The 11,024-nt window shown below is 32.8% G+C and carries 8 protein-coding genes; all 8 read left to right on the top strand.

The window, feature by feature from the left end; translation table 11 throughout:
- Positions 1-959 precede the first annotated feature (959 nt).
- The 8 genes from J4051_RS18095 (at position 960) to J4051_RS18060 (ending at position 10,997) form a co-directional block, all read left to right on the top strand.
- Complete coding sequence (locus tag J4051_RS18095) at positions 960-1,886, top strand: 3'(2'),5'-bisphosphate nucleotidase CysQ family protein (RefSeq protein ID WP_208235291.1); 927 nt, start codon at positions 960-962, stop codon at positions 1,884-1,886.
- A 249-nt stretch (positions 1,887-2,135) separates the two neighbouring features.
- Positions 2,136-3,218: a non-hydrolyzing UDP-N-acetylglucosamine 2-epimerase gene (gene wecB, locus J4051_RS18090; RefSeq protein ID WP_317192744.1), complete on the top strand. Its 1,083-nt coding sequence runs from the start codon at positions 2,136-2,138 to the stop codon at positions 3,216-3,218.
- A gap of 394 nt (positions 3,219-3,612) precedes the next feature.
- Complete coding sequence (locus tag J4051_RS18085) at positions 3,613-5,133, top strand: MATE family efflux transporter (protein WP_208235289.1); 1,521 nt, start codon at positions 3,613-3,615, stop codon at positions 5,131-5,133.
- A 13-nt stretch (positions 5,134-5,146) separates the two neighbouring features.
- Entirely contained in the window at positions 5,147-6,157 is a 1,011-nt protein-coding gene (locus J4051_RS18080; protein ID WP_208235288.1) for a nitroreductase family protein, read from the top strand.
- A 516-nt stretch (positions 6,158-6,673) separates the two neighbouring features.
- On the top strand, positions 6,674-7,750 hold the full coding sequence (locus J4051_RS18075; RefSeq protein ID WP_208235287.1) for a polysaccharide pyruvyl transferase family protein: 1,077 nt from the start codon (positions 6,674-6,676) through the stop codon (positions 7,748-7,750).
- Between the two features lie 3 nt (positions 7,751-7,753).
- Entirely contained in the window at positions 7,754-8,584 is an 831-nt protein-coding gene (locus J4051_RS18070; protein WP_208235286.1) for a glycosyltransferase family A protein, read from the top strand.
- Positions 8,585-8,650: 66 nt separating this feature from the next.
- A complete protein-coding gene (locus J4051_RS18065; protein WP_208235285.1) occupies positions 8,651-9,757 on the top strand; it encodes a glycosyltransferase in 1,107 nt (368 codons plus the stop codon).
- 1 nt (position 9,758) lies between these two features.
- Positions 9,759-10,997 (top strand): EpsG family protein, encoded by a 1,239-nt coding sequence (locus J4051_RS18060; protein WP_208235284.1) that lies wholly within the window; start codon positions 9,759-9,761, stop codon positions 10,995-10,997.
- The last annotated feature ends 27 nt before the right edge of the window (positions 10,998-11,024 follow it).

Genomic DNA, 11,024 nt, shown 5'->3' with positions numbered 1-11,024 from the left:
TCATTGCGAGGAATGAGGCACGAATGACGCGGCAATCTCAAAGTTTTGGCTGTACCACTTAAAGATTACTAACAATTGATTACTTTTAAATTTAGGTATTCCCGCAATCGCTTAGGCTAAAGACGGGCAGGAGTGAATGCTTCGCATTTGCCGCGTCGCTCTCTGCTTGGACGGCAGGCAGGCTAGCAATGACGCTTTCTTGTTCTCCTTGATTGGGTTTGAGATGTGGCTTGACCCCCGGCCCCTAAAGAGGGGTTGTGAGATTTGGCTTTTATTTGCTTTTTCAAACTCCCCTTTCTTTACATTCGTTTTACTGCGGTAAATTTAATACAGCCAGCGCGCCAGCTCGCCCTTCGCTAAAATAGTCCACTGGACTATTTTTTAACGCTCGGTCGCCTCTTAACTAAAGAGGGGAGCAACATTATGAGATTTTATTGAATTTTGGCTTTTATAACGTATACCAATTTCTCCATCAATTATTCTGATGTATTTATTTGAGAAATTATCTTGGGTTATTAAAACTAAACCTGTGGCTCCTCCCTTTAGTCGACGGAGGAGAGGTTTAGACGGAGGGTTTGTTTGTTTCTAACAAGATTTGTTTTATTTTTGGCTTGACCCCCGTCCCCTAAAGGGGTGAGGGAAGATTGGGCTTTTGGAGAGTGCTTCTATCGACTGCGTTCGCCTGACATAGACAATAAGTATAAAAAAGAAGCAAGCTATAAACTCCTGGGCTCAATTAATTTAAACTACCTTTATGGAACGTTTGCAGCCCGGCAGCCCGCCCGTATTGTCGGCCTGTACTAATTCCAGCAAGAAATGGTATGTTCGGGCGAGTCGGCAGGTTTCCGTCGGCAGTCGCTAATTTTTAACTCAGTACTAGTTGGAATCAATAGTCGTCACTACGCGTAACCGATAACAATCAGCACTAAACCATCGCAAATCTGAATTCATAATATCTTATGCCTCACACCTCTCATCCCGTCCTTAGCGATACTGCGAAGACCAAACATTTAAAAACCGCCATCACCGCCGCCTTGGAAGCAGGAAAAGTCATCTTAGATATTTACAATTCCGATGATTTTGAAGTTGAACTTAAAGAGGATCACTCGCCTTTAACCAAAGCTGATACTGCTGCGCACCATGTTATTATGGCGCATTTAAGTGCTACGGATATTCCAGTACTATCTGAAGAAGGGCAGTCCATCCCATACGCTATTCGAAAGGATTGGAAACAACTTTGGATTGTTGACCCCATTGATGGCACCAAAGAATTCATTAAGCGCAATGGCGAATTTACGGTCAATATTGCCTTGATTGAAAATCAAAAACCAGTATTGGGGGTCATTTTTGTTCCCGTATCAGGAGATTTATATTTTTCCTATCCGCCGCCAAGGCGGGAAGATGAAATTGAAGTTGAAGCTGAAGTTGAAGTTGAATTTGAAGTTGCTCGTTTTGCGGACGAGCGGCCGATCCCTGGCGCCTATAAAGTCAAAGTAGATCTTAATCACTTTGATGTTGATGCACTTATAAATAAGGCTGCAAAACTCCCTCTCTCCAAAACAAACAACATATTTACCATTTTGGCCAGTCGCTCACATCCTTCTGAGGCCACGGCAACGTATATCCATCAGTTGCGTGAAAAACATGGTGCGGTCAAGGTGGTTGCCAAGGGCAGTTCCTTAAAGTTTTGTTTGATAGCGGAAGGTCAAGCGGATTGTTACCCAAAATGCGGACCCACCATGGAGTGGGATACGGCAGCGGGACAAGCTATTTGTGAGCAAGCTGGGGTGGAGGCTGTGGCTTGGGACACGCAGGATCTTTTGCGCTATAATAAGAAAGACCTATTGAACCCGTGGTTTATAGTACAGAAACAAATGACGAATTAAAATGGGATTTTCTTAATAATGTTGTAGTTTTGCAGCCCTTTAAAACGCTTTTTGAGGGTTTTGTTGTTTTATGTAAAAAACTGATTGTCATCGCATTGATTTTTTTGAGTGTGACTGATAGGGGCGAAGCCGTGCTTAAAGCAGAGTTTTTCCTGAGAATGTTTTTGGAGACAATCTAGTAGAGCAGGGTGTTATATGTATTGATAAATTAAAAGGTTTAAACAAACTAAAATGAAACGATTGTTATTAGTGGTTGGTACCCGACCAAATTATATAAAGGTTACTCAATTTAAAAAAGTTGCGGATGAAAAATTCGACAATCAATTTGACATAAAAATTGTCCATACGGGCCAGCATTTTGATAAGGCTATGGCTGATGATTTTTTCAAGCAATTGGATATTTATCCAGATTACGCATTAAATATCCCTCAGAATAGTGCAAATAACCAAATTGGCGAAATTATTATTCGTTTGGAGGAAGTCATAAATAAGTTTAAGCCAGAACTTATTATAGTGCCTGGTGATGTCAATTCTACACTTGCAGCTGCTATCACTGCTAATAAAATGGGGGTGCCACTAGCGCATTTAGAAAGTGGACTACGTAGTTTTGATAGAACAATGCCGGAAGAAATTAATAGGCTTTTAGTAGATGAAATTACCGATCATTATTTTGTGACTGAACAGAGTGGCGTTGATAATTTAATAAAGGAAGGGAAAGATCAAAATAAGATTCATTTTGTTGGCAATACAATGATCGATACACTTGTAGCTTTTGAAGATGACATTCAGAATGAAAAAGTATTGGAGGATTATACCTTAGAAAAAAACAATTTTCTTTTAATGACGATTCATCGTCCAGCAACTGTAGATAATAAAGAAGGACTCTCACAATTGGGTAATTTACTGAAACACTTAGGGGAAACAAATACGATTGTTTTTCCCATGCATCCCAGAACACAAAATAATATTAATAAATTTGGATTAAAAGATCAGTTTGCAGATATACCAAATTTAATTAAAATAGGACCATTGGATTATTTTGGTTTTCAGAACTTAATTCATAATTGTAAAATGGTAATCACAGACAGTGGTGGGATTCAAGAGGAAACTACTTTTAAACAAAAACCTTGTTTAACATTGAGACCAAATACCGAGCGACCAATTACTACAGAAATAGGTTCTAATACTTTGCTGGATTTTGAATTGGAAACTATTTTAGAGAATGTAGATAGTGTTCAAAATGGCACCTATAAAAAAGGTGAAATACCTAAATTTTGGGACGGCAAAGCTACCGATCGTATTTTGGAAGTTATTCAAGGATTATATGTATAGTAATTACGTGTGCAGAAGTTTTAAGGTTATAGACTTTAAAACTGTAGAAGCTAAAAAAAGCCGATACTGTGGCATTATTGGTAGCACATAATGAATTTAAAGACCTAACTTTTACTGACGCACAAATTGTTTTGGATTATTGTGGGGTGAAAAACTCTTTAATTATATGAAAAATTTTAATGTTTAAAATTAAATGAAATACTCTATTTCGATTTGTGATATTAGAGTTACGTTGATTATAGGATTCGTTCGAAAGTTTTTGAAAAAAAAGTATTTATTCCGTCACACATTTGTTATATAGATGATGTGATGTATAATTCAGATAGAAAAGAATTAAGATTATGAAAATTTCAGAATTAAAAAACATTTATCCAGAGACAATAGGATTTTATTAATGCAGTCATCAAATAAAAGAATTGCAAAAAACACCCTTTTCCTATATTTCAGGATGTTCTTATCCATGGGAGTTGGATTATATACTTCTCGTTTGGTTTTGGATGCCTTGGGCGTTGTTGATTATGGGATATATAATTTGGTTGGGGGTATTGTAACAATGTTTGCTTTTCTTAATTCCGCCATGGCCTCATCAGGTCAAAGATATTTATCCTTTGATATTGGTAAAAATGATTTGGATCGCTTGCAAAAAACTTTTAATGCAACATTAAATATTCATTTTCTGATAGCGCTAATTATATTGATAATGGCAGAAACTGTTGGATTATGGTTTGTGTTTACTAAACTTGAAATTCCTGATGATAGAATTATAGCCGCTCACTGGGTTTATCAATTTTCTGTTTTTACATTAATATTGAATGTGGTTCAAGTCCCTTATAATGCTTTGTTAATCGCGCGTGAACATATGAATGTATATGCTTATGTAAGTGTTCTAGATAATGTATTAAAACTATTAGTCGTTTTAATTTTGATACGAGCGGATTCAGATCGTTTAATATTATATGCAATATTAACATTTTGCATAGCATTTATAATAAGGTTTATTTATAAAATATATTGTAAGAATAAGTTTAAAGAATCCGTATATAAATTTTATTATGATAAAGAATATTATAAAGAATTAATAAATTATTCGAGTTGGAATTTATTTGGAAGTATAGCGGCCATAGCAAGTGGACAAGGTAGTAATGTTTTACTGAATTTATTTTTCGGTCCTGTAGCCAATGCCGCATACAGTTTAACCTTGGTTGTTCAGAATGTTATAGGAGGTTTTATTAGAAATTTTCAAATAGCTTTAAATCCACAGATAATAAAAAACTATGCTCAAGGAGATAGTAAAGCCTCACTTAATCTGATCTACAAAAGCGCTAAGTTTTCATTTTTTGGAATGTTAATCTTAATCTTACCCTTCTTATATAATATTGAGTATGTAATGAATTTGTGGTTAAAGGAAATACCACCGTATTCAATTGATTTTATAAAATTGGCATTAATTTATGCTATAATTGAAACCATTTCTAATCCATTAATAATTGGAGCACATGCAACTGGTAAAATGAAGTGGTATCAAATAATTATAGGCAGCTTAATATTTTTAACACTACCTATCACATGGATTGTGTTCAATTTATCTAATAATCCAATAAATGTTTATTGGGTGTTAATAGGAAATTCAATTATTGCTTTAGTTTTTAGAATGTTGTTCTTAGTGAAGATGATTGGACTAAACATTAAAAGTTTTATTCTACAAGTACTTTTAAGAATAGTACTAGTATCATTTGTAATGATGTTGTTGCTTTCAAATCTTAAATTGGAAAAAGCAGACAATATATATAACTTATTATTTCAGGTTATCTTCGTGTTTTTAACAACAACAATAACTATCTCTGTGTTGGGTCTAAATAACCAAGAAAGATTGTTTCTAACCAATATTATAAAAACTAAGTTTTTTAAAAAATAACATTTAGTTTAAAATGAATAAAATAAAAGATTTGGCTCGGTTATATTATATCAAACTCTTCCATTATATAAAGATAAGGGTTGATTTTATTATTAATTATGTTATAGACTATAAGCTGTATAAAAAACACTCTATAGTATTCCATAAAACTAGTTTAAAAAATAAGGAGGCAGATCTTATATTAAATTACCACTCACTTGAAAAAGGGATGTTGTTTAAAGATATGAAAAAAGGATTTGCTACTAATCGTATTAACAACTTGCACAAAGTTTTAAAGGATCCAGAAATAATCAATAACATCAGTCGAAGCCAAATTAAAGTAGGTTATCAAATAATGTGTCAATATTATGAGTTGCATCAAGAAAAAGGTTATGATATTGAAGAGTTTTTTAATCATGAGCAATATAGGTTTTATAAATTAGTCATAGATAGTAATGATCAAACTTGCTTCAATGGTATTATTAATTGGACAAAAGAGGGGTTTTTTAAAGAAAATAATAAAGAATTTAAAAAATTCGCTCATTCAAGAAAAAGTGTGAGAGAGTTTACTGGAAGAAAATTCACACATGATATTCTCAGTAAAGTAATTGAACTGGCAAATACTGCGCCTTCCGTTTGTAACAGACAAGCTTCGAATGTTTATTTATTAGAAGATAAAACGAAAATAGATAAAACTCTTAAAATTCAAGGCGGATTTACAGGATATTCAGAAAATGTAAGTCAGTTATTAATTTTAACCAATGATCGTAAATACTATTATACAATAGGAGAAAGAAATCAACTATATATTGATGGGGGTGTTTATTTAATGAACTTATTATATGCTTTGCATTATTACGAAATAGGAAATTGTCCTGCCAATTGGGGCAAAACCTATAAAGACGAAGAGAAACTATCTGAAATTATTGATTTGCCTGAATCTGAAAAAATAATTTGTTTTATACCAATAGGTGATTTAAAAAATAACTTTAGAACCACACTTTCACAAAGAAGAGTTATTAGTGAAAATTTTATAAAATTATAACATCTAAAAATTAGCCCTAAAAATACATCCACTTAGCCATAATTAAAAGAATATTATTTAGAATTGCCTTACAAAAATTGTTATGGATATGAGGCATAAAAAGATTACTATAAAATAGAATTATGATAATCCGCATTCAAAAATAGAAACTTAGACTGGTAAATATGTCAAAGCTAAACCATAGGATTATTCCTAAAAAAAAAGAAAAATTTTTGTTAAAATTTAGTTTTTTCTTTAAAATCCGTACAATTTGCTAGTCGAATTACACGAAAACAGAATTTATATTTTGGAAATACACAAGCCATTGGTACAATTTGATAAAGCAATGAGAAATTATTTAAAGATTTTAAGTATCATAACCAGAATAAACTACAAATTGAGATAATTAATAAGATTTGATAAGAATATGTTTTTATAGAAGATCACTTATAAACTAAAAAGACATAAATTTTCCTAATCAAATAAGTATAGTTTTAAACTATAGAACTAATAATTTATTAAATATATATATAATTTATGAAAATTGGTGTTTTAACTTATCACTATTCAAAAAATAATTATGGGGCTGTTTTACAAACCTTTGCCTCTGTTTTTTTACTCAAGAAATTAGGTTTGGATCCAACCGTGCTTGATTTGAGACCTAAAGAAGATCGTTTAGATAACAGAAATGTGAAATCAAAAATTTTAAAAGCTATAAGAGGAGACAAAAAGTTCGATAAATTCCGAAAGAATTATATGAAGTTCACAACTCCGTTATTCACTTATGAGGATTGTAAAAAGCAAAACGCCTTTTTTGATACTTTTTATGCAGGTAGTGACCAAATTTGGCGGCCTGTAATGGCAAAAGATAGATTGTATCGGTATTTCTTCGATTTTGTAGATGACGATAAAGATAAGATTTCATATGCAGCAAGTTTTGGAACCCATATATGGGAAGGCACTGAAAAGGATACTGCAAAAATATCTAATTTGTTAAAAAGATTTAAGGCTGTTTCGGTTAGAGAAGATTCAGGAATTAAAATATGTGAGAATGAGTTTAATGTAAATGCAACCCATGTTTTGGATCCAACTTTTTTACTCAATCAAGATGATTATAATATGATCATTAAGGACACAGGCAAAAAAATCAAAAATCAACCGAAATACATTGGATTATATCTTTTAGATGATATAAAAGGTGAAGGGATGATCCCGAAAAAAGTGCAAGAGCAGAAAGGATTAGCAACTAAAAACATATATAGTGAGACTTTAAAGATCTTGAATTATAATTTTTTCAGATATAATGAAGTTGGTGAATGGTTACAAGGAATAAAAAATGCAGAGATAGTTATAACAGACTCATACCATTGCGTTATTTTCTCTATTATTTTTCAAAAAGAATTTATCTGTGTAATTAATGAAAGAAAAGGGGTTTCGAGAATAGAAAGTTTATTAAAGATGTTAGGCTTGGAAAACCGAATGTATAGCAAAAATGATCTTTCTGTGGAATTAAATAATCCTCCTATAGATTACACAGCGGTCTCAAAGAAGCTTGATCAACAAAAAGAAGAATCGCTCAGATATCTGAAGGCTGCACTTAATTTGAATTTATAGTTCATGAAACTTGATATTTTAATCTCAACTATTGATGAAGGAATAACCAACGTCGAAAATGTTATTCTACCTAAGAGAAAGGGTGTAACTTACATTGTCTCACACCAATATAGAGATGCTAAATATAAGAATATTCCTAAGGCTTTAACAAGAGACGATGTCATTGTTTCTCACATACCTGGACAAGGTGTGACAAAATCTCGAAATCATGCCATACAGTTAGCTTCTGGTGATATTGCTTTATTTTCTGACGATGACGTCACATACACACCTGAATATTTCGATACAGTAATCAAGACCTTTCAATCGAATAAAGATTTAGATGTCGCATTGTTCAAAATAAAAACACCAGCTGGATTTCCAGAATACAAAAAGTATCCGACGGAAATAGAGAAGCTTAATAAACTGCCCTTCTCAGTGGGCACAATAGAAATTGCGATTAAAATTAATAGTATAAAGGATAAATACATCCTTTTCGATGAGCGATTTGGTGCAGGACAGCCACTATTAATAGGTTCTGATGAAAGTATTTTTGTTTTAGACTGTTTGAGAAAGGATTTAAACGTGTGGTTTTTTCCAGATTACGTTGTGGAACACCCCTATGAAAGTTCCGTTAAGAAATATAAAAAGTTTGACAAACGTCTAGTTAGTGTCACAGGGGCATACGATGCGCGCATAAATGGCATCAAGGCAATTCCTAAAGCCATTGGTGGAACGTTAAAAATTATACCGGACTTAATTAAAAACAAAAAGTCTCCTCTGTGTTATTTGAGAGAGCGTCTATCTGCCTCATTATATATATTACGAACTAATAAAAATAATTTGAAGTTTTAATTATATAAAACTTATTTGGAAAGTCTGGTCTGGAAAGTCTGGGCTTCTATAGTTAAATAATATCTGATGAAGAAAATATTAATTGTCTCTCGTTCTTTTTACCCAATGAATTCCCCTCGCTCTTTCAGAACCACTGAATTAGCCAAGGAGCTGTCACGGCAAGGACATGCGGTAACGGTATTGACTCCTAAAAGACCTGAGCACACCGTTTTTGAACAGGAGCATAATTTGACCATTCAGGATCTAGGCCAGCCTAAGAGGAAAGATGTTAATCTTACAGGAAAAGGAATAGCCTTAATATTCAAAAGAGGTTTACGAAGAGGGCTGCAAGTATTGTTTGAATACCCAAGTATAGAACTATACTTTATGATCAAAAGCGCTTTGCAAAAGAAGAAAAGAAATAAAGAACATTATGATTTACTGATTTCCATTGCAGTTCCTTATCCCATTCACTGGGGGGTGGCTGCAGTCTGGAGAAAGAAAAACAATCTAGCAAAAACTTGGATTGCAGATTGTGGCGATCCTTTTATGGGTCAAGAAAATGATACTTTCAAACCAGCTTTTTATTTTAAGTATGTCGAAAAATGGTTTTGCAGAAAGGTAGATTATTTAACTATTCCAATAGCTACTGCCATTAATGCATATTACCCGGAATTTCATGATAAAATAAAAGTAATCCCGCAGGGTTTTAATTTTGATGAAGTCAAGTTAGCGCATTATGTTAAAAATGAAATTCCTCATTTTGCGTATGCGGGAGGCTTAATACAAGGACGAAGAGATCCAAAAGATTTTTTGGAGTTTTTAGTGAATTATCCGCATCCTTATAAGTTTGATATCTATACGCAACAACGCAGCCTCGTACAAGCGTATGCTGATAGGTCTAATGGACGTATTGAAATTAAAGAATACATGCCAAGAAAAGAGTTGCTCTTTGAATTGAGTAAATTAGACTTTATGGTCAACTTCGAAAATGCAGGCGAGAAGCAAATACCAAGTAAGATTATTGATTATGTGATTATCAAAAAACCCGTCTTGAGTGTCAATAGTTTTGATTTTGAGCAGAAACCGGTAGAAGAGTTTTTAACAGGTGATTATTCAAGTGCTTTAAAAATTGAAAATCCTGATCAGTATAAAATAGAAAACGTTGCAAAGGCATTTTTAAAACTATGTTAATTTGGCACAGGTAGATAAGAAGATTTTTCTGGCTTTATGGATATTTAATCCATTTGTGAGTGCAATTTACTTGTTTAAAAACTTCAAACAAAACCGAAGGATCTATCCGTATTTGTTCTTGTCGTTCTTTTTCGGCTTATCCTTTGTTGTTTCAACTACTGGTGCAGATTCTGAGCGATACGCATTACAATTATTGCAATATCATCGACAAAATATTTCTTTGTTTGAGGTAATAGGTGATTTTTATAACGAGGAGGGAACAAAGCTCGATATTTATCAACCATTAGTCACCTGGTTTATTAGTTTATTTACTGATAATGTTAAAGTGCTATTTGCATTTTTCGCACTAGTATTTGGATATTTTTGGTTTAAAAGCTTATTACTTATCCGATCACATATTCAAATACCGCTTAAAGGTCTTGTTTTATTGACCTTTTTGTTTCTGGCATTTACCAATCCAATTTGGTTGATTAACGGCGTACGTATGTGGACAGCGGTAGGTTGTTTTTTCTATGGATTGGTTGTTTTACATTTAGAAAAAGATAAAAAAGGTTGGTTTTATTTAGTGTTACCAATGTTTATTCATTTTTCTTTGATTATTGCCTTGGTTGTGTATATTTTGTATGTTATTATCCCATATAAAAATAAAACAATTCTTTTTTTTGCTGCCTTTCTCTTTACTTTTTTTTTAGGCGAATTAGATTTAGATATCTTCAGAAGTTACTTTGAGCAAGCACCTGAGTTTTTGGAGAAAAAGGGAAGTTATTTAAATGAAGATTATGTTGAGAGGGTTAGTGAGGCCAAAGAGCAATTTGCATTCCATGTAATTTTGGCTCGTCATTTATCAAGGTACAGCATCTTAGCAATTACCATTTTAATGTATTATTACTATTCAAGAAATAAGAGGAAAATAACAGATGATTATTTTAATGTTATTTTCACACTTGGTTTGTTTTTCGCATCATTTAGTAATTTGGCCTCTAACATTCCTTCAGGAGGTCGTTTTGTTGTACTGTCAAATTTAATTGTTTTAACTGCGTTCTTGTTTCTTCTAAATCAAAGGATAAGGATGAATAGGGCAATTAAATTACTTTTAAGCGGCTCGATAATCTTTGTTATCATATTTAGGATACGAGAAGGTTTAGATTATATAGGGCCATTTTTCTTTATAGGAAACCCAGTGGTAAACTGGTTTGTTGAGGACATTACTTTGATTGATGCCATAAAATCTTTGTTGTAAGATCTAATTAACATGATTCAAGCATTT

The organism is Gelidibacter pelagius (assembly GCF_017581925.1).
Lineage (GTDB): Bacteria > Bacteroidota > Bacteroidia > Flavobacteriales > Flavobacteriaceae > Gelidibacter > Gelidibacter pelagius.
Note: the sequence above shows the minus strand (reverse complement) of the source record. Positions and strands in the feature narration are given on the sequence as shown.